Origin of the sequence: Endozoicomonas sp. ALC013, from assembly GCF_049310205.1 — a bacterium.
In the GTDB taxonomy this organism is placed as follows: Bacteria; Pseudomonadota; Gammaproteobacteria; order Pseudomonadales; family Endozoicomonadaceae; genus Endozoicomonas.
The window spans coordinates 1-23,959 of sequence record NZ_JBLYNS010000079.1 but is presented as its reverse complement, the minus strand read 5'-3'; the positions used below and the strand labels follow the sequence as shown (position 1 = coordinate 23,959).

The 23,959-nt window shown below is 49.5% G+C and carries 16 protein-coding genes and 1 pseudogene; 8 read left to right on the top strand and 9 right to left on the bottom strand.

Annotated elements, in window-relative coordinates:
* Window positions 1–52: 52 nt before the first annotated feature.
* From nrdR to ACO6V1_RS14710, 3 genes are read left to right on the top strand one after another with little or no spacing between them, the layout of a single operon-like run.
* A complete protein-coding gene (gene nrdR, locus ACO6V1_RS14720; RefSeq protein WP_101746570.1) occupies window positions 53–514 on the top strand; it encodes a transcriptional regulator NrdR in 462 nt (153 codons plus the stop codon).
* On the top strand, window positions 515–1,198 hold the full coding sequence (locus tag ACO6V1_RS14715; RefSeq protein WP_422467388.1) for a zinc metallopeptidase: 684 nt from the start codon (window positions 515–517) through the stop codon (window positions 1,196–1,198).
* 39 nt (window positions 1,199–1,237) lie between these two features.
* Window positions 1,238–1,861 (top strand): LysE family translocator, encoded by a 624-nt coding sequence (locus tag ACO6V1_RS14710; protein ID WP_422467390.1) that lies wholly within the window; start codon window positions 1,238–1,240, stop codon window positions 1,859–1,861.
* 1,402 nt (window positions 1,862–3,263) lie between these two features.
* On the opposite strand, the gene nrdG is transcribed toward ACO6V1_RS14710, so the two are convergent.
* Window positions 3,264–3,749, bottom strand: coding sequence for an anaerobic ribonucleoside-triphosphate reductase-activating protein (gene nrdG, locus ACO6V1_RS14705; protein ID WP_422467387.1), 486 nt, complete (start codon window positions 3,747–3,749; stop codon window positions 3,264–3,266).
* A 67-nt stretch (window positions 3,750–3,816) separates the two neighbouring features.
* Window positions 3,817–5,949: an anaerobic ribonucleoside-triphosphate reductase gene (nrdD, locus tag ACO6V1_RS14700; RefSeq protein WP_422446491.1), complete on the bottom strand. Its 2,133-nt coding sequence runs from the start codon at window positions 5,947–5,949 to the stop codon at window positions 3,817–3,819.
* Between the two features lie 435 nt (window positions 5,950–6,384).
* Between nrdD and ACO6V1_RS14695 the strand changes: the two genes are divergently transcribed.
* The 3 genes from ACO6V1_RS14695 (at window position 6,385) to ACO6V1_RS14685 (ending at window position 9,527) form a co-directional block, all read left to right on the top strand.
* Window positions 6,385–7,389: a C2H2-type zinc finger protein gene (locus tag ACO6V1_RS14695; RefSeq protein WP_422467385.1), complete on the top strand. Its 1,005-nt coding sequence runs from the start codon at window positions 6,385–6,387 to the stop codon at window positions 7,387–7,389.
* Window positions 7,390–7,676: 287 nt separating this feature from the next.
* Window positions 7,677–8,669 carry a C2H2-type zinc finger protein gene (locus ACO6V1_RS14690; protein ID WP_422446487.1) on the top strand — a complete coding sequence of 331 codons (993 nt, stop codon included), beginning with the start codon at window positions 7,677–7,679 and terminating at the stop codon, window positions 8,667–8,669.
* 117 nt (window positions 8,670–8,786) lie between these two features.
* Complete coding sequence (locus tag ACO6V1_RS14685) at window positions 8,787–9,527, top strand: UPF0149 family protein (protein ID WP_422446485.1); 741 nt, start codon at window positions 8,787–8,789, stop codon at window positions 9,525–9,527.
* A 288-nt stretch (window positions 9,528–9,815) separates the two neighbouring features.
* On the opposite strand, the gene ACO6V1_RS14680 is transcribed toward ACO6V1_RS14685, so the two are convergent.
* From ACO6V1_RS14680 to ACO6V1_RS14655, 6 genes and pseudogenes are all read right to left on the bottom strand, one after another.
* Window positions 9,816–11,567 (bottom strand): mechanosensitive ion channel family protein, encoded by a 1,752-nt coding sequence (locus ACO6V1_RS14680; RefSeq protein ID WP_422446483.1) that lies wholly within the window; start codon window positions 11,565–11,567, stop codon window positions 9,816–9,818.
* Window positions 11,568–11,761: 194 nt separating this feature from the next.
* Window positions 11,762–11,872, bottom strand: a pseudogene (locus tag ACO6V1_RS14675) (aldehyde dehydrogenase family protein); the annotation flags it as partial.
* Between the two features lie 240 nt (window positions 11,873–12,112).
* On the bottom strand, window positions 12,113–13,291 hold the full coding sequence (locus ACO6V1_RS14670; protein ID WP_422467383.1) for a pyridoxal-phosphate-dependent aminotransferase family protein: 1,179 nt from the start codon (window positions 13,289–13,291) through the stop codon (window positions 12,113–12,115).
* Between the two features lie 116 nt (window positions 13,292–13,407).
* Window positions 13,408–13,893, bottom strand: coding sequence for a MaoC family dehydratase (locus tag ACO6V1_RS14665; RefSeq protein ID WP_422446479.1), 486 nt, complete (start codon window positions 13,891–13,893; stop codon window positions 13,408–13,410).
* A gap of 392 nt (window positions 13,894–14,285) precedes the next feature.
* Complete coding sequence (locus tag ACO6V1_RS14660) at window positions 14,286–15,230, bottom strand: alpha/beta hydrolase (RefSeq protein ID WP_422467381.1); 945 nt, start codon at window positions 15,228–15,230, stop codon at window positions 14,286–14,288.
* 36 nt (window positions 15,231–15,266) lie between these two features.
* Complete coding sequence (locus tag ACO6V1_RS14655; protein ID WP_422467379.1) at window positions 15,267–16,613, bottom strand: hypothetical protein; 1,347 nt, start codon at window positions 16,611–16,613, stop codon at window positions 15,267–15,269.
* Window positions 16,614–16,817: 204 nt separating this feature from the next.
* On the opposite strand from ACO6V1_RS14655, the gene ACO6V1_RS14650 reads away from it, so the two are divergent.
* Together ACO6V1_RS14650 and hrpA are read left to right on the top strand one after the other, a co-directional pair.
* Window positions 16,818–18,497 (top strand): AMP-binding protein, encoded by a 1,680-nt coding sequence (locus ACO6V1_RS14650; RefSeq protein WP_422446473.1) that lies wholly within the window; start codon window positions 16,818–16,820, stop codon window positions 18,495–18,497.
* A gap of 146 nt (window positions 18,498–18,643) precedes the next feature.
* On the top strand, window positions 18,644–22,540 hold the full coding sequence (gene hrpA / locus ACO6V1_RS14645) for an ATP-dependent RNA helicase HrpA (RefSeq protein ID WP_422467377.1): 3,897 nt from the start codon (window positions 18,644–18,646) through the stop codon (window positions 22,538–22,540).
* A 45-nt stretch (window positions 22,541–22,585) separates the two neighbouring features.
* On the opposite strand, the gene ACO6V1_RS14640 is transcribed toward hrpA, so the two are convergent.
* Window positions 22,586–23,527, bottom strand: a complete 942-nt coding sequence (locus tag ACO6V1_RS14640; RefSeq protein WP_422467375.1) for a porin — start codon at window positions 23,525–23,527, stop codon at window positions 22,586–22,588.
* Between the last annotated feature and the right edge of the window lie 432 nt (window positions 23,528–23,959).

Sequence of the window (23,959 nt, the reverse complement as noted above, 5' to 3'; positions counted from 1 at the left end):
TAGCAAATGGTGTCCCCTGATCCCCTCAAAAACTCAAGGATTAATTTGCTCAATGCATTGTCCATTCTGTGGTGCTGCTGAAACAAAAGTGATCGACTCGCGTCTGGTTGCAGAAGGCAGCCAGGTGCGCAGGCGTCGCGAATGCCTGTCCTGCATTGAACGTTTCACCAGTTATGAAACAGCAGAACTGCTGATGCCGAGGCTGGTGAAACGGGATGGTACCCGTGAACCTTTTAATGAAGATAAGCTGCGGGCGGGCATGTCCCGTGCCCTGGAAAAAAGGCCGGTAGGCGTTGAGCAGCTGGAAGAAGCGGTGAGCCGCATTACTCATCGCCTGCGGGCCATGGGGGAGAGGGAAGTCAGTTCCCGGATTCTGGGTGAAGAGGTTATGCGCGAATTAAAGCAGCTGGATGAGGTGGCCTATATCCGTTTTGCTTCCGTCTATCGTCATTTCAAGGATCTGAATGAGTTTCGGGAAGAGATCGACCGACTGGAGACTGAGGATCGGGATTAAATGCCTCTGATTCTGTTATTGCTGGTGATTCTGGTCCTGGTTTTTGGTCCCCAGTTCTGGGTCAGGCATACGTTCCGTAAATATGGCAGAGACCGACCGGATCTTCAGGGCACCGGCGGCGAGCTGGCACAGCACCTGATTGAACGATTCCAATTGGATGGCGTATCCGTTCGTGAAGGTCAGGAAGGTGAGGATTATTATGATCCGGAAAACCGGGTAGTTTCGCTCTCCTCATGGCACTATCGGGGGAAAACCATCGCTGCTGTTGCCGTTGCTGCCCATGAAGTCAGCCATGCCTTGCAGCATCAGGAGCAGCACCCCGGGTTTATGCGCCGTCAGAAGCGGGTAAAAATGGCCATGATGATTGAGCGGTTCAGCGTTATGGCCCTGATGGTGACGCCTTTTATTTTCTTATTCACCCGGCTTCCCCAGAGTACCCTGATCACTTTGCTATTGGGCGCTTCCGGGATGATTGCCTCACTCTGGGTGCAATTGATGAACCTGCCCATTGAGATGGATGCCAGTTTTAACAAGGCCCTGCCAATTCTGGAGGAAGGGTATCTTGCCAGAGACGATCTACCGGGGGCGAGAAAGGTCCTGAAAGCCGCGGCAATGACCTATGTTGCTGCGGCACTGGCAAGCTTGCTGAATATCGGACGATGGATAGCTATTTTAAGACGATAAGCCGTTGGGCAAATGGATGCCTTTGGAATTGAGTTAAATATGGTCAATTTATCCCTGCTGGTTCTGTTTGTTCCTACGTTTTTATTTGTGTCTGCCACCCCGGGCATGTGCATGACCCTGGCCATGACGCTGGGTATGACTGTGGGTATTCGCCGGGCGCTGTGGATGATGTTGGGAGAACTGTTGGGCGTTGGGCTTATTGCCGTGCTTGCCGTGGTCGGTGTGGCTGCGGTGATGCTGAACTATCCAGCCGCTTTTACGGTGTTTAAATGGCTGGGGGGGGTGTATCTGTTTTACCTCGGGGGGCAGATGTGGTTGTCCAGGGGGAAAATGGCCATTCCTCATGAGGGGCTGCAACCAAAAGAGACGGGTGCCAGAGAGCTTATGATTCAGGGGTTTTTTACTGCGGTAGCGAATCCCAAAGGATGGGCATTCTTTATCTCATTGCTACCACCCTTTATTTCAGCAGATCAGCCGCTGACTCCACAGCTGATTATTCTGGTGGCCATTATTCTGGTTATTGAATTTATCTGCCTGAATATATACGCAGCCGGTGGCAGAACGCTGCGACATTTCCTGCAGAAAAGCGGTAATGTCCGGGTGTTGAACCGGATTGCCGGTTCTATGATGATGGGGGTGGGTATCTGGCTGGCGGTTGGTTAAAGCTGGCAGAATAAATCAACTGCCAGCGGAGGATCTGTTGCCAGAGAAAAATCTGTTTAATCTGTGTAAGGGGGGTTGTGGAGCCCTCCTCCCTCTCAGAATTTGAATGTCCTGGTTTAAATCCGCAATTTTTCTGGCGTAAAGATGTTGACGGTTCCCGGCGTCATTACAATGGTAAAAATCATGGCATTTTACTTTGAATATGCCTCGTTTTTGAATACGTTCTGCCTCATTCCAATCTTTAAGGCACTCAAAGCAAATGTCATGGTCACAAAAACTGGCATCTGCGGCTGCATTCTGACGTGCATGGAGGCCTGACCGTCGAATGTGATTACAGCCTGAAGATCTCTCAATGAGGTTATCACATTTCGGGCATGGCCTGAATCTACTGTCATCCGCCTGGGCCATCTGGTAGACCTGCAGTTTTGCATTCAAATCAGAAAGCCGCTGTTCCTGATTTATGATATGTGCTTCATCACAACTCTTATTGAAATGGGGCTTTTCTTCACAGTTTGCGCAAAACTTGCGAGTACAGGGTACGTAACCAATATTGCGTTTGTAAATTTGTCCAGAGCAGCTGATTACAGCCTGTTCAGGCTCTCTCAGATTGACAAAATACTGTTCATTGCAGTCTCGGCATGTAGCATTTTTTGTCACTACAGGGCCAAGCAATGGGGAAAACGGATCCCGGGCAAAAATTCGGAGTTGTGATTGCAGGTGGAAATCTTGCAGCATCTGCAAACATTCCGGGGATGATATCTGTGGAGCAAGCTTGTCGACGGGTATGGAGTGGTGTTTGGACGAATCGCACGTTGGGCAGGCTATGCCAACGCCATTTGTTTCATCATTTGTTATGGGGTCTGCGATTCGATATTGAGTGTGCTGTGCCAGGCAGTCAGAGTGAATCCACGTTGCTGTTTCACATCCGGGGATAAATGCTGCTTCTGGTGCACTTTGAAAATCACTCAGGCAGACAGAGCATTGTGCATCGGTGGGTGGTTGAGCCTTACTTGCATCCGACGTTTCTTGTTGTGGAACAGGTTCCGGGTTTTGTGCAGCAGTAGATTCTGGCATGGGAGCAACAGGATTTAATAAATGGCGGGTTCCGCGCAGGTAGGCACCATCAGTTGCTCTCATTTCATAAGTTATGGTTCTGGGTATGTTGGGGTCAGCCTCAAAAACGGCCTGTAAGGTACGATCCAGCCATGAAGCCAGGGCATCAGTATTCGGGTCTTCATTAGATCGTCCAATATTGTTAGAAGCATTACTGCTAGAAGCATTTCTGCTAGAAGCAGTACTGTCAGGAGCGATATTTAAATTGGAATTGGGAATCATATTTAGGTATTTAAATTCTTGATTTACTCTCAATAGACTAAATTTTGATCCCAAAGTTTCATTTTCTTTAAGTAATCTGTCTCAGTGTATTATTAATATCAATTATTCTCTGATTGCTGCTGCCCCGCCAGGGCAGTGACAGATCTCTCTTATCCAGCTCAAAGCGTCCATCAATCAGCACATCAATGTATTGCACAACGTTTTGTTGAGCCTGGCTGAGCTCTTCCAGCGTGTAGCCAGTCCAGAGCCAGATATTTTTCTGCGGATATTCGGCTTTTACCCGCTGAACCAGCTTCAGTATGCCGGATAGATTGCCGGGAAACAGTGGGTCTCCGCCGGACAGCGACAGCCCATCCCGTTTGATGCGGGAATCCCCAAGGTCGGCAATAATCCGGTCTTCCATGGCCTGGTCAAAAGGGGTTCCCTTGCGGGCATCCCAGGTGGTGGCGTTATGGCAGCCTTGGCAGCGGTGTTCACAGCCACTGACAAACAGGGTGCAGCGGGTGCCTTCACCATTGACCACATCGATTGGATAGTACTGGAGATAGTTCATGCTCTTTGCTTTTCCATGGTACCTGTGGTGCCTGTTCCCACGCAGAGCGTGGGAACAGGCAGCCGTATCAGAGGTGCTTCACCCGACGAACCACTTCTTCCTGCTTACCTTTAATAAACGGGCGGCTGTTCGGTTGACCCAGGTAGCCACAAACACGACGGGTAACGGACATCTTGTCGGAGTCACGGTTTTTGCACTGCGGGCACTCAAAACCACGGCTGGTGGCGTTGAACTCACCTTCATAATCACAGCTGTAGCAGGAGTCATTGGGTGTATTGGTGCCGTAGTATGGGACCTTGTCGTAGGTGTAGTCCCAAACGTTTTCCAGAGCCTTCAGGTTGTTGACCATGTTCGGGTACTCACCGTAACAGATGAAGCCACCGCTGGCGTGTTTGGGGTATACCTGTTCAAAGTCGACCTTGTCGTATGGGTTGACCTTCTTTTCCACATCCAGATGGAAAGAGTTGGTGTAGTAGCCTTTTTCAGTCACGCCTTGAATAACACCAAATTTCTTTTTGTCCAGACGGCAGAAACGGTCACACAGGCTTTCACTCGGGGTTGAGTAGAGGCTGAAACCGTAGCCGGTTTCCTGTTTCCACTTATTCACCGCGGCACGCATGGTTTCCACAATGGCAACGGCTTTCTGGCGCAGCTCTTCACTGTCGTACAGATCACCAGAACCATTTTTGCCACCATAAAGGGCATTGATCGTCTCATGGATACCGATATAGCCAAGGGAGATGGAGGCGCGGCCATTTTTGAAAATATCGCTGATCTTGTCATCGGGCTTCAGGCGAACACCACAGGCACCTTCCACATAAAGAATCGGCGCTACCCGTGCACGGACACTGTCCAGACGCTGGATCCGGGTCATCAGGGCTTCTTTCGCCAGCTGCAGACGCTGTTCCAGCAGCTGGTAGAAGGTCTCTTCACTGCATTTACTTTCAATTGCTATGCGGGGCAGGTTGAGTGAGACGACCCCCAGGTTATTACGGCCATCGTGAATCATCTTGCCGTCTTCTTCATAAACCCCCAGGAATGAACGACAGCCCATGGGTGTTTTAAAGCTTCCGGTCACTTCAACCAGCTTGTCATAGTTGAGAATGTCCGGGTACATCCGTTTGCTGGCACACTCCAGTGCCAGCTGCTTGATGTCGTAGTTCGGATCTTCAGGGCTGAAGTTCACCCCTTTTCTGATGGCAAAGACCAGTTTTGGAAAGACCGGTGTCTTGCAGTTTCTGCCCAGACCGCGAATCCGGTTTTTCAGAATGGACTGCTGCACCAGGCGCTCTTCCCAACTGGTACCCAGACCAAAGCCAAAGGTGACAAACGGCGTCTGACCATTGGCGGTGTGCAGGGTATTTACCTCATACTCCAGTGCCTGGTAGGCGTCATAGCAATCCTTTTCGGTCATTTCCATGGCGTATTCACGGGCTTTCCCTTCATCATGGATCCAGCGCATACCTTGCTGCAGGTGCTTTTCAAAGGTTTTGCGTACGTAAGGTGCGTGAATACGGTCAATCTCATTGATACTGGTGCCGCCATAGATATGGCTGGAAACCTGGGCAATGATCTGGGCTGTGATGGCCGCTGCGGTAGTGATTGATTTGGGCGTTTCAATTTCCGCATTACCCATGCGGAAACCGTTGGTCATCATTCCTTCAATATCGATCAACATGCAGTTGAACATTGGGAAGAAGGGCGCGTAGTCCAGGTCGTGGTAATGGATTTCGCCACGGTCATGGGCCGCAGTAATATGCTTTGGCAGAATATGCTGTTTGGCGTAGTGCCTGGCGACCACACCGGCCAGAAGGTCCCGTTGGGTGGGGATGATTTTACTGTCTTTGTTGGCGTTTTCGTTGAGCAGCTCTTCATTATCCTGGTTGATAATGCTCAGAATGTCCCGGCTCAGGGCATTACGAGACTCACGTTCAATATCCCGGATCTGACGATATTCAATGTATTTGCGGGCAGCGTTATGGTATTCGCTGCTCATCATCAGGTGCTCTACCTGATCCTGAATATCATAGATATCCACCAGTTCCAGACCTTCCACGGTGCTGGCTACTTTTTTCGCAACGTACTCAGCAAAGTCATGGTCTTTGATCTGAGCATCATTGAGGGCGCTGGCAACGGCTTTTACGATGCGTGGTGCATCAAAAGGCTGGCGTGAACCATCGCGTTTGATGATCTCAGTCATGGTGGGTCTCCGGACAAATAGAGTAATGAGATATTGCGCCTTTTCGGGAGGAATATCTACAGGTAGTGGTATGCGTGCCTGGTTGGCACTATATGATGTGGTGTTTTGCGGGGGCTATGATCTACTAAACTGTTTGATTCTGCAATATTGACAAAACGTAAATCTGCATGGGAAAGCGCGGTTTTCATTCGGAAGTCAGGAGTTACTGACAGGGAAAGTCTCACGTACTGTGTGGTTAAACACGATGAGCCTGCTGGAAATAGCATTTTGTAGGTATATGCCGAGATATTTTCATATCAATGGGAAAATGACTGCGACTGTGCAAAACAGTTGCAGCATGGAAAGCGCACTTCATCGCCATTCGGCAACGCTTTCCCGGTTCAGAATCGGTATTGAATAAAATGTTAAAAAAATTTGGAATGAGGGAATTTTGTCTTGGGAAAGTGGTCAAATACTGAATACATTGAAAACAATTTAGTAATAAAGTACAAAAAAATGAATCCATTTTCTGATTACCTTTTTTTTTCCCCTGATACTTTTGGTTGGCCCACTGAAACAACAACATGTGATACCAAAGAGATCGGAATAACAAATGGGCTTTTTTATAATAAAAAAGTTAAAGCAACTGAATCGGCTGGTTCTGGCTATGTTACTGAAATGATCAAACGAAAAGATGTTTTTGATTCGCCCATTCGCTCAGTAATGGAGAAGACTTCTCCAATGTTTCCTAAGTTTGATGATATTGTCTCTACGTCTGCTAATAGCGAAGGAAATAAACGCCCACTATTTTCGAACCACGAAAATTGTAATAAATCTGGCAATATTGATATTTCCATAGAAACAAAACTGAATGAACCGGATGCTCAGATAGAAAATTCAACAAAGGTCTTGCACACTGTCAAGAAGTATTTTCAGTGTAATCAATGTGACAAGCGCTATAAACGAAAGTGGGATCTGGAAGAACATAGTCGTGTACACACTGGCGAAAAGCCCTTTAAGTGTAATGTATGCGAAAAGAGCTTCGGGTATGCCTTTAGCCTGAAAATACATACCCGCGCCCATACTGGCGAGAAACCCTATAAGTGTGAGCTATGCGACAAGGGCTTTGCCCAAAGCGCTGGCCTGAAAAGACATGCCAGCACCCATTCCAGCGCGAGGCCCTTTAAGTGTGGGGTGTGCAAAGAGAGTTTCAGTGAAGCCCGTGGCCTGAAATTGCATACCCGTATCCATGACGGCGTGAGACCCTATAAGTGTCAGTTGTGCGATAAAAGCTATATCCAGAAAAGTGGCCTGATTGACCACAACCGCCGCCTCCACTCCAGTGAGAAGCCCTTTAAGTGTGAGGTGTGCGAAATAAGCTATGCAATAAAAAATGATCTAACAAAGCACCAGAAATCTAAACGCCACTTGCAGACACTGGCTGAACTGTCATCAACCTGACCGACAGGCTCCCAGTCGCTGTCCTCTGGACAGGCAAACGGTAAAACCTGCTTTGCCTGTCCGGGAGCCCCGTTAGATCGGTCAAAAATTATGGAGAACTGTCGGTTATCTCAGAGGGTAAATGTAATTGTTTTACTTGGCCGCCCTGTAAAGAGCAAACAGGTTCCTGGCAAGTCCTTATGCCTGGTTGTGACAAATGTTAAAAAATTTGGAATGAAGGAATTTTTTCTTGGAAAATTGGTCAAATGGCAGATCTATCGAAAACAATTAGGTAATAAAGTACAAAAATGGACCCATTTTCTCATTACCTTTTTTTTTCCCCTGAGGATTTTAACTGGCTCACTGAAACAACAATATGTGATGCAAAAGAAATTGGAGTAAAAAATGGGATCTTCTGTGATAAAAAAGTTAAAGTGATTGAGTCGGTTGATTCTGGCTATATTGCTAAAGTGATCGAACGATACGGTGTTTTTGATTCACCCATTTGGCCAAAAATTAAGAAGACCCCTCCGCTATTTCCTAAGCCTGATGATCTTTACCATACGTCCGCAGATAGTGAGGTAAATAAACGTCCACCATCTTCGCACCTCGAAAATTGTGATAAATCCGGAAATGGTGATATTTTCACAGAAATAAAAATGAATGAACCGGGTGCTCAGATAGAAAATTCAACAAAGGTCTTGCACACTGTCACGAAGTCTTTTCAGTGCCGTCAATGTGAGAAGCGCTTTAATCGAAAGGTGAATCTGACAAATCACATGCGTATACACAAGGGCGTAAAGCCCTATAAGTGTCAGTTATGCAAAAGGAGCTTCACTCATTCCAGTAACCTGAAAATACATACCCGCCGCCATAATGGCGTGAAACCCTATAAGTGCGATCATTGTGACAAGCGCTTTACCCAAAGAAGTGACCTGAAAAAACATACCCGCATCCATACCGGCGAAAGGCCCTATAAGTGCGAGGTGTGTGACATGAGCTTCAGTATGGCCACTGGCCTGACACAACATACCCGCATCCATACCGGCGAGAGGCCCTATACGTGCAAGGTTTGCAAAAAGCGCTTCAGACTCGCCAATAGCCTGAGAAAACATAGTCTCATGCATGCCGGTGAGGATGGTACCTTTAAGTGTGAGTTGTGCGAAAAGAGCTTTAAACTAAAGAGTTATCTAATAAAGCACCAGAAAACCAAACGCCATTTGCAGAAACTGGCTGAACTGTCATCAACCACCAGGAAATACAGGTCGTTGTCCTCTAAACAGGCAAACGGCCGTTTATGAAAAACAATTATAAAATTTACGTCATCTTTGTGGCAGGGATATTGATGGACTCTGTTGATGATGCGATGATTTGCGCCTTTTTTTGTATCTGTCCTGAAATGGAGAGAGGAGATTGAGTTGAGCGCTAGTTCTGGAAAAGCATCCCTGGCCAATTGCGAGTTTGATCAGCAGCAGGAAACCGTATTATCTGCCTATCTGGCATCACGCCCTGGCGGGAAAAGCGGTCAGGTTATGACGCTGCCAGCCATCAAAGGCCTGATGTTTGCCATTGCCAACTCACCGGTTAATGTTCCGCCGGATCGTTGGATGACCCTGGCACTGGCGACTAACACACCGCCGTTTGAATCCCCACAGCAGGAAGATGATATCCGCCATATCCTGTTTAACCTGCTGGATAAAACCAGAAAGACCATCACGGGTGGTTTTGAGGTACTGCCGGAAGAGTGCCGGGCTGAAGATGTGTATTGTTCAGAATTTTCCCGCCTGCAGGAATGGGCGACAGGTTATGGGCAGGGCTGTCAATTGCTGATGGATGTCTGGATCCAGGTGCTGAAGCATCCCGGGGTTCAGCCTATGGAAGAGTCCTGGTCCAGTTGCATGGTGCTGCTGAACGTCTGGAGTCGTGCAGACAGCCTGCTGGAAAAAGCCAAAAAGAAAGATGGCCCGGATGTGAATAAGATGCTGCAGGCAATGCCAGCGGTGGCCCGGGAGATGGCGGTGATGTGTCACGATATTCGCGAGATCTGGCAAAAGGCGCTGGAAAAGCCCGCTCCGGTCAAGGTGACCAAAGTTGGCCGCAATGACCCGTGTCCATGTGGCAGCGGCAAAAAGCACAAGAAGTGCTGTGAAAAGGCTTAAAAGAAAGAACTGTTAACCACAAAGACATCAGGACACAAAGTAACGGCATTTTGATGGTAAGGAATTGGCCCGGAATAATTTGCACATTTCTGAGCTTCAAAACTACGTTCGTCCTGAGCCTGTCGAAGGGCGTGAACTCCGGCCTCATGTATTGTGCCAATCACCCTTCGACAAGCTCAGGATGAACGGAGATCGAGTTCAAAATGTCGAAATTATTTAAGGGCAATTCCTTACCTTCTGTTGCTCTCCTTTGTGTCCTTTGTGCCTTTGTGGTGCAAAAAAAGTCTTTTAAGTACGCCCGTCTTCCCCTTCGCCCACCGTACGCAGCCCGATATCTGATCGTTGTACGGTTACCCGCTCGCCCGGCAGTTCGGCTGGTGCTTTATAAAAGTGCAGTTCCCGTTGCGGGAATGGAATGGTGATGCCTTCCCGATCAAACCGGACTTTTACTTCACGGGTAATATCCCAGTATACATCCCAGTAGTCGTCTGTTTTTACCCAGGGACGAACGACAAAATCCACGGATGACTCATTGAGGACATGCAGACGAATAACATGCTCTGGCGTTTTCAGGATTTTCGGATGGCTGCTGACAATATCTTCGAGAATCCCTTCTACCTGCTCAACATTGTCGCCGTAGGCAACCCCGAAGACCATATCCACCCGGCGGATCCGTTCTGAGGTGATGTTTTTGATGGTTTCTCCCCAGATCTTGGCATTAGGCACCATAAAGACCTGGTTATCGAAGGTGCGAATGGTGGTGTTGACCAGGCTCATCTTGCCGACTTTACCGGCAACACCGCCCGCCTCAACAAAGTCACCCACATCAAAAGGGCGGTAGATCAGGATCATCATTCCGGAGGCGAAGTTGGACAGGGTATCCTGCAGGGCAAAACCGATGACAATACCGGCAACACCGAGACCGGTCAGTACCGGTGTCAGGTCCAGACCCACCTGTGCCAGGGCGAACAGGAGGCCAAAGATGATCACCAGGTTACCACCAACATTGATAAAAAATTCCTGAACCAGTGTACTGAAACGGGCTTTTTTATGGGTGACGGCACGGGATATGCCCCGCCGAACCAGACGCGCTAACACTATCGCTGCCGCCATCAGAGCGGCAAACAGGAACAGGCGGGAGAGGATGCCACCCAGATTGGCTTTGAACCAGTGCGTCAGGTCGTCCCATAGCCCAACAATTACCGTGCGCAGCGTATCAATGTTAACCACGGCTTCGGCCAGATTGCCGGTTGCCTTGAAGATCAGTTCATTGTAATGATCCACCGGCAGTCCCTGTTCTTCCATCATCATCACGATCTGCCTCAGGTTGGTGACCGCGCTGCGCACCAGGCGATCCTGGGTGGCAATTTTACTTTCCAGAGAGCTTCGGGAATCCGCAGGAAGGGATTTCAGCTCGGTCTGTAACAGTTCTTTCTGACGGTTATTGCTGCGCAGGTAGGTAGCCATAAACTCGGCATAGCGGGTGATCTCATGGTCAAGTTTCTGCTGTAATGCGGTGGTATCAACCTGCCAGCTTTTCAGTAAATTCAGGTTATCCAGTCTTTCGCTCTGTAGCCAGTTGATATAGGCGTAAAAGTCATTGATATGGAACAGCACCAGTAATTGCTCGTCCGTTTCAGCCTGTTCGTATTGTTCAAACATTTTACGCAGGTCGGATGAGGCGGGGGTCAGTCGGGCTTCAAAAAAACGGTTTTCCGCGTTCACCACCTCCTCGCCCAGTTGCACGGCGGCTGTTGTATTAACGGCCTTAACCTGGTCCAGGAAGTTATTTACCCGTTGCGTGGTCGTGCGAATATCGGAGACGATCTGTTGCTGAATCAGGTCGCGGCTCATTTCTGATGTGGTTGCCTCCCAGCTGGCTTCCATCTGATGCACGCGCTTGCCGGTGGCTTTAATATCCGTTATTACCGCAGCATGAGCATCAATCAGCTCCGTTGGTAACGGTGGCTGGGGAGCGGTGATGTCGGCAAAGGTGTTGAAGGAAAAAAACACTAATATCCAGACAAGGTTTCTGAACATCGGAAGTCTCCGAAAGGAACATCAGACGCTGTTCCAGTTTAGGTGTTGATTGTTGGCGCTACGGGAAAATTTGTGGGCCAGAATTTTACCTCTGCTTTGTTTAAAGAGATATGCTGATGTAGCATTTTGGGCAAAATGCTGGTTCTGGAGGAGAGCAAAGGCTGGCAAAAGCCAGCCTTTGAAAGGTTATTTCAGAAGATCTCTTCCCGGTAGATGGCCATCTCCGTAGTAACATCAGTAAACAGTGTTGGCCCGACCCAGTTGCCTTCCGGAAGTCCGGCAGCCGTGCAGTCACTGCCGTCCAGCGGTGACAGGAATAAACTGTGAGCTTTCACTGGTGATGAATTCGCCATCGATAAACAGGGGGATTCTATTGGGCATGGGATTACCTGTCTTATTTTATGATTAAGCGTGTTCTTCCCTACCCAGAGGATCTGGCGTTGCCGGGCGCTCTTGCGGCCGCGCAGCAACTCCAGCTCCTTTGGGAATATAGCCAATACGTCTTAATGGCAGGCTCAAAGGGTTTGCCATTTGAGCCTTTCTTTCTATTGATAAACAGAGATGGCGGCTTTTACCGCTTCGCCGGGTGTGAACCTGTGGCCCTGTCTCAGCAGCGCAGATTCCAACGCTGAGAGACAGTGCAATACATTGGTTTGATTAGCGGCATACCCCATCAGGCCGATCCGCCACACTTTGTCGGCAAATGCGCCGAGACCTGCACCAATCTCCAGGTTATATTCCGCCAATAGTTGCTGTCGAACCGCAAGGTCATCGACACCCTCCGGTATAACCACGGCATTCAGCTGGGCCAGTCGCTCCTCTTCAGGAACCAGCATTTCCAGTCCCATGGCGGCCAGTCCGGCAACCAGTGCCTGATGATGCCGCTGGTGCCGCTGCCAGCTGTTGTCCAGCCCCTCTTCCTGCAACAGGTAGAGCGCTTCGTGCAAGGCGTATAATTGGTTGACGGGTGCCGTATGATGATAGGCTCTTTTGCCATCACCCCCCCAATAGCCCATAACCAGGTTCATATCGAGAAACCAGCTGCGTACCGGTGTTTTTCTGGCCTGGATTTTCTCCACAGCGGCTTCGCTGAAGCTGACCGGTGACAAGCCGGGAACACAGGACAGGCACTTCTGGGAACCGGAATAAACGGCATCGACTCCCCATCCATCGACTTCCAGCTCTGAGCCGGCCAGCGAAGTTACGGTGTCGACAATGGTCAGGCAGTTATGCTTTCTGGCCAGCTGACACAGTGTTTTTGCATCCGAACGTGCACCGGTAGAGGTCTCGGCATGAACAAAAGCCAGAACTTTGGCATCGGGGTGGGCGTTCAGTGTTTCTTCCACGGCTTTCGGGTCCACTGCACGCCCCCAGTCGGAATCGACGGTAATCGCGGTACCGCCCATGCGTATGACGTTTTCTTTCATCCGGCCGCCAAAGACACCGTTTATGCATACAATGACCTTGTCGCCTTCTTCGACCAGGTTGGCAAAACAGGCTTCCATTCCTGCCGAACCGGGTGCGGAAATGGGCAGTGTCAGCCGGTTGCTGGTCTTGAAGGCATATTGAATCAGTGACTTCAATTCATCCATCATCCGGATGAACTCAGGGTCAAGATGCCCAATGGTGGGTCGCGCCAGGGCTTCGGTAATTCTGGGGTGAACATCTGAGGGGCCGGGGCCCATCAGGGTACGTTTCGGGGGGTGAAAAGGGGCGATAGTCATAACTGCCTGTTATTCTCCATTTATGGGCACTGCTGTCGGGTAGAGCGTGCCAGTCTATTATTCTGGGGAAGCCTGACAGCAGAATGCTTGTCAGGCAGGGCTTTCAGTCGATGTTGCTATTCGGCTCGCTTCAATAATACTACTTCGGGCAGCGGATATTCATCAACAACGACCTTTCCAGAGGACGGCATGATTTCCGCTTTGCCTTTCACAACGGTTTTACCATTCTGGTTGATCACATTGGTCGAGACGGTTGCACGCTTTCGTTGTTCATTGATTTCCAGAATTTCCAGCTCAACCGTTACCGTATCACCGACTTTTACCGGGCGCAGGAATTTTAGCTCCTGGCCCAGATAGATACCACCGGGGCCCGGCAGTTTTGTCGCCAGGGCACAGGAAATCAGAGAGGCGGTCCACATGCCGTGGGCAATACGACCTTCGAACTGGGTGGTTGCGGCAAATGCCTCGTCCAGGTGGACGGGATTAGTATCGCCGGATACTTTGGCAAACAGCAGGAGGTCTTCGTCGGTCAGTGTGCGTGTCAGGCTGGCCCTGGTGCCAATGGTTAATGCTTCAAATGGGATGTTTTCCAGCTTGCGCATAAGTACAGGCTCTATTGCTTTGTTAAAGTATGGGTAACTGTTTTGTCAGAACGGTCTGAGCGTATATTTTCATTGGCAATGATTATCGCACCTTTTGTGGACAGATGTTGCTTTTGTGGTCATTCCGTGCAGCTTCTTTTTGATAAACCAGGGGATCCTGTCTGAAATGGCAATAGAGTCGATCTTCAACGCTTTATTACCTGATGGCAGGTTTCTGAATCGAGTGTGATTTGACTGCAGGGCCCGGATTACTGTTTTCTCAATTTGCTTCTGTAATAGCGGTAAATGTTTGTCACTCACCCCATCAGATTGGAAATAAACTGGTTCTGCGCTGGTCCGCCGATACCTGAAAATCTGTCCATAGTTCAGAAATCGGCGACTTATGGATATTGTTAGCTGTGCTTTTCAAGCCAGGTGCACAGTTGATCAATCACTTCCTGATGGTTGGTTTCATGAAATAATTCGTGTCTGGCACCTGGGTATAGTGTCAATGTTGTATTGTTGTGCCCAGAACTGATCCATGCCGTTTGCAGGTTTTTTAAGCCATCCGGTGCGCTGACAGGGTCTTGGTCTCCCCCTATGATCAGCACTGGCAGCTGATGGTTGATTTTCTTTAACAGGCTTGTTGAACTGATTTCCTGCAGCCCCCCGAACAGGTCATGCCAGAGCTGGTTGCTGCAGCGAAAACCGCAAAGGGGATCCTTGACATATCGCATAACCGATTCAGGGTCGCGGCTTAACCAGTCAAACTCTGTCGTATTGGGTTTAAAGCTGTTGTTGTATCCGGCAAATGTCAGTTGGTGGATGACAGGGCTGTGCCCCATCACTCCCTGGCGCAGGGTTTCAATTTTAGCGACCAGCCGGGCGAGCATCAGCAATGGCTTTGCCACCAAGTTTGACCCGGAGAGAATGGCACCGGATATATTGGGGTTATGCCTGCCCAGATAGCTTTGCAGGATATAACTGCCCATGCTGTGACCCAGAAGAAAGCAGGGTAGAGTCGTGTGCTGGGCAAGGGTGTGGTCAACGACCCGTTTCAGGTCCTGAACCACATTATTCCACCCATCATGGTCACCAAAATGCCCCTGGCTGGACGTTTTATCTTTGTTGATGGTGGCACCATGCCCGCGATGATCATGGGCATAGACATGAAACCCTCTTCTGGTCAGCTGCTCCGCCAGCTGTTGGTAGCGGGCACTGTGCTCAGCCATGCCATGACTGATATGGAGCACAGCCTTTGGACTTTTTTTCGCCAGCCATTGGTAAACCGGAATGCGGTGGTGGCCTGACTGGCTGTTGATGGTTACCAGTGAAGGTGGTGATTCCGAGTGGTTCATACAGCGTCCTTGAATAGGCTTTTGGATTCATTATGCTTAACATCTGAATTGAATGGAAACTGGCTCGAGTATTTTCACGTTTATTTTATCAAAGTGTGGCTGAAGGTTGTCCGTAGTGATCACGGACAGTGCTTCTACCTCAATCATCTGTTCAATATCAAAAGAGGTGGCATCACCGGAGCGGTTATCGATCAGCTTGTATTTTTGCAGTGATAAAATCGTCCTCACTGACACATCACCGTTATCAAGAACTCTTGTTTCCGTTCTTATTTGTCTTTCAGGCATAGACAAACTGAGGTTTTTACCAATGAAATACAGATTTAATAAATTGTGGAAAATATTGGCAGATCGTTGGCTACAGAGAAAAGTTAAAATGTGTACCTGTTTATGAGAGCACAGGATCTTGTCAAGTTTTGCTTCAATCAGGGATTGGAATAGCTGTTCACGAGTATCACGGTCTGTAAGGTTCCCTGTGTCAAAGGTCATTTGGTCGATAATAACACCACTCTCCTCCCTTTCCTTGAATGAGCAGGTTTTTGTATTGCTGTAAATGCTAAGCAGGGGGCGGTCTGACGGAGAGTAAATGTCAATATTCATGCCTCTTAATAAATCATTGGAAAAAATGTCACTTAATTTCGTGTTGGAGGAGATTTCGAGATCTTTTTGATATTCTGTTTTCAGGTGCAGGTTGCACTCATCCAACTCTTGGTGCTCCAAATCGTCCATTGACATTGAGTAGTGGTTTTGTGACAGGTTGGTTAAATGTCTTTTAATACCCAGGCTGCTATTAATACAGGCTTCGACCTGATCAAAAATCGTGGTCATCGTTGTTATACTCCGGGCGGGATGGTCCTGGGTTGTTAAATGGTGTTCCACTGACTTTCTGTCATCTGTAAAGCGTTGAATAGCGCTGCCCGGGTTGTCACCGAATGTTATCAGGTAGTAATTTGTCAGGGTTTGCAGTTGCTCATCCCGGGATAATGTCAGCTCATTTAACTGGTTCAGAAATTTGCTCATTCTATTTGGCGAAAGAAGGCTGCCAATAAAAACCTTAATTGCTCTGGTTTCGGTAATATGCTGCCAAAGACGTATAAATTCCTTAACGGGTTTGGTCATGTCAGGATCCCCGGATAAACGAGGCGTACTCTTGCTGCAAAGGGGCGTTGCCCGTTTTCTCTGGAGCGATGACACAGGCCATCGCTGACTCACTACTGGCTGAAGAAGAGGTACCGATATCAATCGCTCAGAAAGATGGGTGCTCAGTGATGAATTTATGGGGCTTGAAGACTGTGGTTGTGCTGTCTTCAGTGGTTGTGCTTTATGGCTATCAGATGGTGGCGTGTAAGTGCCCGTTAGCAGGTGATTGCCGCTTATTCTGTCCATTGGCTTTTCTCTTGTGAATACTATTGTTCAGGCCTTCGTTGAAAGCAGGTTAGAAGTATTTACCGCAGGTCGTCTATCAGGAGCAGCAGAAAACTGATAACCTCAAAAAATTTTCCAATGCGATAGTCTGCAAGACAGGTTGAACAGTTTGCGAGCCAGTTTTTATTCTATACAGCTCCATCATGGATGTGGGAGGCGTACTCCATGACCACCGGTTTCTGGAAAGACAAGTACCCGCAAGGTATTCCTGCAACGATTGATGTTGGTCAGTATCGCTCAATTATTGATGTACTGGAGTACAGCACCCGTAAGTTTGCCAGCAAACCGGCATTCAGCAACATGGGGCATGAGCTGAGCTATTCCCGTCTTTATGAGCTCAGTGGGCATTTTTGCAGTTATCTGCAAAATCACACCGATTTGCGCCCCGGTGATCGTATAGCCATTATGCTGCCCAATGTCATGCAGTTTCCTGTGGCGGTCTTTGGTGCACTGCGTGCGGGATTGATTGTGGTAAACACCAATCCGCTCTATACCGAACGTGAGATGGAGCACCAGTTCCGCGATTCCGGTGCCAAGGCGCTGGTGGTGTTGGCCAACATGGCGCACATGGCTGAGAAGGTGGTTCCCAAAACGGCCATCAAGCATGTTGTGGTGACGCAGGTCGGCGATATGCTACCCACCCTTAAGCGGACACTGGTGAATCTGGTGGTCAAACACGTTAAGAAAATGGTGCCGGATTATTCGCTGCCATCGGCGGTGTCATTTACCACTGTTCTCAGTCGGGGAGCCTTGCACCATTGCACGGATATTCGCCGGGAAAATGATGATGTTGCCATCTTGCAGTATACCGGTGGTACGACAGGTGTCGCTAAAGGTGCCATGCTGACTCACCGCAATATTCTCAGCAATATGTTCCAGGTCAAGGCGCTTGTTGGGGGTAATTTGCGCGAAGGCGAGGAGCTGATTATTGCGCCATTGCCGCTTTATCATATTTTTGCTTTTACCGTGCATTGTATGGTGGCTATCTTGATGGGTGAGCATAACATGCTTATTACCAACCCGAGGGATATGAAATCCTTTATCAGGGATTTGACCGGTAAGCCTTTCAGTATGTTTATTGGTCTGAATACTCTCTTTGTCGGGCTAATGAACCAGGAAGCCTTCCGTCGTCTTGATTTCTCCTATCTGAAAAACACCATTTCCGGTGGTATGGCGCTGCAACTGGATACTGCGGAGCGATGGGAGAACCTGACCGGCAGTTGTATCTGTGAAGGTTATGGTATGACAGAAACTTCACCAGTGGTGACGATTAACCCACTGGGTAAAATCAAGCTGGGTACCATTGGTCTGCCAGTGCCGTCCTGTGAATTGAAGGTGGTTGATGCTGAAGATCAGGATCTGCCCATTGGTGAAGTGGGTGAACTCTGCATAAAAGGCCCTCAGGTGATGAAGGGCTACTGGCAGAGTGAGCAGGCCACTGAAGAAGCGATGCTGGATGGCTGGCTGAGAACCGGCGACATTGCCCGAATAGACGAGGAAGGTTATGTCACCATTGTCGATCGCAAAAAGGACATGATCTGTATCTCCGGTTTCAATGTGTACCCGAATGAACTGGAGGAGGTGCTCTCTGCCCACCCTGATGTCTCTAAGTGTGCCGTGATCGGGGTGCCCGATAAACGCTCGGGAGAGGCGATCAAGGTGTTTGTGGTGTCCAGTAATCCGGAACTGACCAAAGAAGAAGTGATTCACTTTTTCCGGCAAAACCTGACGGGCTATAAAGTACCCAAAATGGTTGAGTTCAGAGATGAGCTGCCCACGACCAATGTGGGTAAGATCCTCCGTCGTCATTTGCGTGATGAAGAGCTGGCAGCCCGGCAAATTTAATGAGTGGTTAGGGCCTGTTGACGTTTCGTTGCGCTGAGCACGCAACGAAACGTCAACAGGTCCTGGAATTCCTCTCAGGCGGCCATTCAGGCCGCTTGTCAAACTTATATAATCATCACTGATTCCATATAAACGGGAGTACCTGGGTGTCCGGCTTTTCCGATAAGCAACTGCGCCAGTCCATCAATCAATGCATGATACGCGATCGTTACCGCTTGCGTGGTCAATTGCGTCGGCTGAAACGGGATGATGAGGCAGGTCTGGAGCGGATTCAGAAAAAAATAGCGTCATCGCTGTTGCTGGTAGAGCAGCGACAAGCGGCTCTTCCTGACGTCCGTTATGAGCAGGCGCTACCGGTGATTGACCGGAAAGAGGATATCGCCAGGGCTATCCGTGAGCACCAGGTAGTGGTGATCGCCGGTGAAACAGGCTCAGGCAAGACAACCCAGCTGCCAAAAATCTGTCTTGAAGCGGGTCGTGGTATTTTTGGTACGATTGCCCATACCCAGCCCCGGCGACTGGCCGCCCGTTCCGTTGCCAATCGCATTGCTGAAGAGCTTGGGGGCGTGCTGGGGGAGCAGGTTGGTTACCAGGTGCGTTTCACCGATCACTCCACCGAAACTACCCTGATCAAGTTGATGACTGACGGTATTCTGCTGGCCGAGATCCAGAATGACCGTTTTCTTAACCGCTATGACACCCTGATCATTGATGAAGCCCATGAGCGCAGCCTGAATATTGATTTTCTTCTGGGCTATATCAAGCTGATTCTGCCTAAACGACCAGACCTGAAAGTCATCATCACGTCGGCTACCATAGACGTCGAGCGGTTTTCAAAGCACTTTGATCAGGCACCGGTGATCGAAGTCTCGGGCAGAACCTATCCGGTAGAGACATTATATCGTCCACTGGAAGATCTTGAGCTGGAAGGGCGTGATGCCGACCAGCGATTACAGCAGGGGATTCTGGGCGCACTGGAAGAGATTGACAGCCTTGAACGCGCAGGAAAGGGCAAACCACTGGGCGATGTGCTGGTGTTTCTCAGCGGTGAACGGGATATCCGGGAAACTCACCAGTTTCTCCGGGATGCCAAACTGCCCCATACTGACATTCTGCCACTGTATGCCCGCCTTTCTGCCGCTGAGCAGAACCGGATCTTCCAGGAACACTCCGGTCGTCGTGTTATTTTGTCCACCAACGTCGCCGAAACCTCGTTAACGGTGCCGGGCATTCGCTATGTGATTGACCCCGGTACTGCCCGTATCAGCCGCTACAGTGTCCGGTCAAAAGTCCAGCGGCTGCCGGTTGAGGCTGTGTCGCAGGCATCGGCCAATCAGCGTAAAGGGCGCTGTGGTCGTGTTGCCGAAGGTATCTGTATTCGCCTTTACTCTGAGGAGGATTTTCTTTCCCGTCCGGAGTTTACCGATCCGGAGATTCTCAGAACCAACCTGGCGGCGGTGATCTTGCAGATGTTGCGGATGGGGCTGGGCGATATCGCCGCGTTTCCGTTTGTTGATCCACCGGATGGCAAAGCCATTAATGATGGCTTCAAGCTGCTGCAGGAGCTGGTGGCGGTGGGGAAAGACCGGCGTATTACCCCGATTGGCCGACAGCTGGGGCAGCTGCCGGTAGATCCACGCCTTGGACGGATGCTGATTGAGGCGAATAACAATAATGCCCTGCATGAAGTGTTGATTATTGTCAGTGCCCTGGCGGCGCAGGATCCCAGGGAGCGCCCGCAGGATAAGCAGCAGGCAGCCGATCAGCGACACCGTGAGTTTTATCACGATGACTCGGACTTCATGACATACGTGAATCTCTGGGAAGCCTATGAGGAACAGCGGCAGGCACTGTCCCAGAACCAGCTGCGCAAATACTGCAATAAACAGTTTCTGTCTTTTATGCGCATGCGCGAGTGGCGCGACCTCCATCGACAGCTGACACTGGCCTGTAAAGACCTGCAATTCCGCGTGAATGACAGTCCTGCCAGCTATGGTGATGTTCACAAGTCACTGCTATCCGGCCTTTTGTCCCAGTTGGGCAGTAAAGATGATGAAGCGGATTATATGGGGGCCAGAAACCGGCGCTTCTATCTGTTTCCGGCATCGACGCTTTATAAGCGCAAGCCCAAATGGGCGATGGCGGCAGAGCTGGTGGAAACTTCCCGGCTCTTTGCCCGAACCAATGCCAAACTGGAGCCCCAATGGATTGAGCCGCTGGCAACGCATCTGGTGAAGCGGAACTATTTTGAACCCCACTGGGAGAAGAAACGTGCCCAGGTGGTGGCGTTTGAGCAGGTGACACTGTACGGATTGATCATTGTCGGCCGTCGTCGGGTGAATTATGGCCCGATAGATCCGGTGGTTGCCCGGGAACTCTTTATCCGTGAAGCCCTGGTTGAAGGGCATTTTGATTCCAAAGGGGCGTTTCAAAAGCATAACCTGGCATTGATTGACGAAGTGGATGAGCTGGAAGCGAAGTCCCGCCGCCGGGATATTCTGGTGGACAGTGACACGCTCTACCACTTTTACGATGCCCTGATTCCTGCGGATATCTGTAACGGTGCGGGCTTTGAGCAGTGGCGCAAAGGGGCTGAAGGACAGAAGCCTGATTTGCTCCACCTTACCAAAGAGTATCTGATGCAGCATGAAGCAGAGCATATCACCGTCAACAGATACCCGGATCGCTTCCGCTGGGAGGGGTTGGAGCTGCCGCTCAGTTATCACTTTGCCCCGGGTGAGACGGATGACGGCGTCACCCTGACCGTGCCGGTGGAGGCATTAAGGTTGCTGCCCAGGCATCGTCTGGAGTGGCTGGTGCCCGGTATGCTGTTCGACAAGTGTGTGGCCCTGGTTCGATCCATGCCCAAGCCGGTGCGCAAGAACTTTGTCCCTGTGCCTGACTTTGTCAACGGTGCTTTGGAATCGCTCTCTGCCTGTGACGAGCCGCTGACCGACATGCTTGGGCGGCAGCTGACCCGTATGTCCGGTGTGCGTATTCTCGAAGAGCACTGGAACACAGATAGCCTGGATGGACATTTGCTAATGAATATCCGGGTGGTGAATGAAGATGGCGATGTTATTGGCCAGGGGCGTGATTTAAATCAGCTCAGACAACAGTTCTCTGATCATGTACAGGACACCATCCGTAAGCTGGCGAAAAGTCATCTGGAGCAGGAAGGTCTGCTGGACTGGACCTGTGGCGAGCTGCCCCATGAAATTACCCGCAAAGCCGGAGGGCTGGTATTAAAGTCATACCCGGCCCTGGTTGACCAGCGTGATTCAGTGGCAGTTCAGCTATTTGAGAGTCCGGCGATGGCCGACTTTGAAAACCGCAAAGGGTTGACCCGACTGCTCAGGATCAGGCTGTCCACCCAGCTTAAGTTTGCCTTGAGTAAAATGGCCCGAGTGAAGGAAACCCTGTTGCTGGCGACCAATCTGGTGCATCAGAGTCAGCTGGAAGATGATTTACAGAGTTTGATTATCAGCGGCGTCTATCTGAATGATGACAACGGGCTGCCCAGAAACCGGGAGTCATTTCTGGCATTGCTTGAGCGGCATAAAGGCGACATTGTGCCTTTTGCCGAGAAGATCGATCCCATTGTTAATGAGATTTTTCGTATTGCCCAGGGGGTGAGTCGTCAATTGAAAGGAAAGATCAGCTTTGATCGGGCATTGTCGCTGGCTGATATCAAACAGCATTTACAAAGGCTGTTACGCCCCGGCTTTATGGCTGATGCCGGTAGGGAGTGGTTGAGCCACTACCCCCGATATTTTAGAGGGATTGAAGCCAGACTGGAGAAACTGCCCGCCCAGGTAAACAAAGATAGAGCGTGGACGGAAGAGCTGGCTGTACTACAGCAAAAATATGAAAAACGGCTTGATGCGCATCTTCAGCAGAAGATTGTTGATCCGAACCTGCAATTATTTTACTGGATGATCGAAGAGTACCGGGTTTCCCTGTTTGCCCAGCAACTGGGAACCCGTTTTCCGGTATCAGACAAACGTCTTCGTAAACTGTGGGAACAGGTTGAGGATATTTAAGCAAGGTTACTCCCTCGGGATGTCCCGGAGGGAGTATCAGTGAAATCAGAAGTCGTAGCGGATACCGGCCTGTAACTCGTCATCCGTGTTATCAATCTGCTGGAATCTGTAACCGGCGTAGGTTCGCAGGTTGCCATTGAACTTGTAAACTGCCTCAATGGCAAACTCGTCAATTGTGTCTACTGTTGCACCAGCCTTGGGGTCTACTTCCTGATAGTTGTAAACACTGGCCAGGGTAAGTTTCTTTACTGGTTTGTATTTAGCTGATATTTCGTAGCCGGTAATATCATTGTCAGCGTTGCTACCCAAGGTGTACAGGGCACCCAGGGTAATGTCGTCAATAGAGTATTGGACGACAAGATTAGCCTGGTCGTCGTCGTTGACCCCGCTGGTTTGGGAAACATAACCGGCACCAATATCAACTGAGCCAATATTGTAGAGGGCAGCAATACCGTAGCTTTCGGTATCTTTGGTGTTATCTTCATCCGCTGCGGTATAGTTGGCCTGAATGGTCAGGGCATCAAACTCTCCGGAATAAAGGAAGGTATTTTCGCGTTTGTCTTTGTTGCCATCAACGATATCTGCTGCTTCGGCACCAAATGTTGCCATAATATCAGTGATATCAGTCAGCAGTACCTGAGCCGAGTCTTGTTTGCCGTAGGAAAACTCTCCAAAAGAAGTGCCTAAACCTGCAAAGTAGTAACGATTAGTTAGTTCAGACTTGTCGTCAAACTGAGTCTCATATTTACCAAAGCCATACAGCTCTTCGGAGATCCGGGTTTTTCCGGTTATCTTTACGCGGGCGCGGGACTTATCTTTGAAAGAGTCAGTGTCGGCACTTTTATTTTCGTCAGAGATATTAAAACGGGCTTCTGCACGACCGCCGACTTTTAGCAAAGTCCCGTCTTCATCATAAACAGTTACAGCAAAAGCAGGGGTTGATGCCAGTGCGGTCAGAATGGTTGTAGTCAGTGCTGCGTTCTTCATTTTGCTTGTATTACCTTACTTATGTGGATGAACGTTCTGTTCATTAGATTGAGACCGTTATAGTAATTAGCAAAAATGAAAGAAAAATTTCTGTAAAGTTACGATTTTATTGCGATTTTATTTCTGTCTGATGAATTCGGGGGGGCGAGGCTTTGATCCGTCTACTTGATCCGTCTACGATGAGCGGTCGAGGGGGGGGCATTATGGATTGAGTCATTGATATCAGAGAACAATTTTCTTTCCCCTGAAAACCATCACCGTCTTAATTATAAGATTTTTGCATATTATCCATTATAAATAATTCAAACGGTTCTTTTCACCGCCTGAGCCTTGTCTATCCTTGCCTGATTTTGCAAGGCAACAGCTTTGATATCCCAACCTGTCGTTCAGCCAACGGTGAATGGGGGGCTATGGGCCAATGGCACTGACTTA